Annotated in this window: 1 protein-coding gene; it reads left to right on the forward strand. The window is 45.8% G+C overall.

All coding sequences use genetic code 11. The features are described from left to right. Positions 1-448, forward strand: a 448-nt coding sequence (locus CHH58_RS18050; protein WP_283162826.1) for a malic enzyme-like NAD(P)-binding protein, incomplete at both ends; no start/stop codon positions are given.

Consider the following 448-nt stretch of genomic DNA (forward strand, 5'->3'; position numbering starts at 1 on the left):
AAACTGACATTCCAGTATTCCACGATGATCAGCATGGTACTGCAATCGTTACAGTTGCTGGTTTGCTAAACGCATTGAAATTGGTTGGCAAAAGCTTTGACAACATCAAAGTTGTAGCTAACGGCGCTGGCGCTGCAGGTATTGCAATCATTGAATTGCTGCACAGTCTTGGCGTGAACAACGTTATCATGTGTGATTCCAAAGGTATGATCTACGAAGGTCGTCCGGAGGGCATGAACAAAATGAAAGACCGTGTGGCGAAAATCACAAACCGTGATCGTCAAGAAGGCAGCCTTTCCGATGCAATCAAGGATGCTGACGTGTTCATCGGTGTATCTTTGGCAAACCTATTGTCCAAAGACGATGTTCGCACAATGGCGAAAGATCCAATCATCTTCGCAATGGCAAACCCAGATCCGGAAATCCTGCCAGATGATGCAAAAGAAGC

The sequence above is a fragment of the Terribacillus saccharophilus genome (genome assembly GCF_002272745.1).
Lineage (GTDB): Bacteria > Bacillota > Bacilli > Bacillales > Amphibacillaceae > Terribacillus > Terribacillus saccharophilus_B.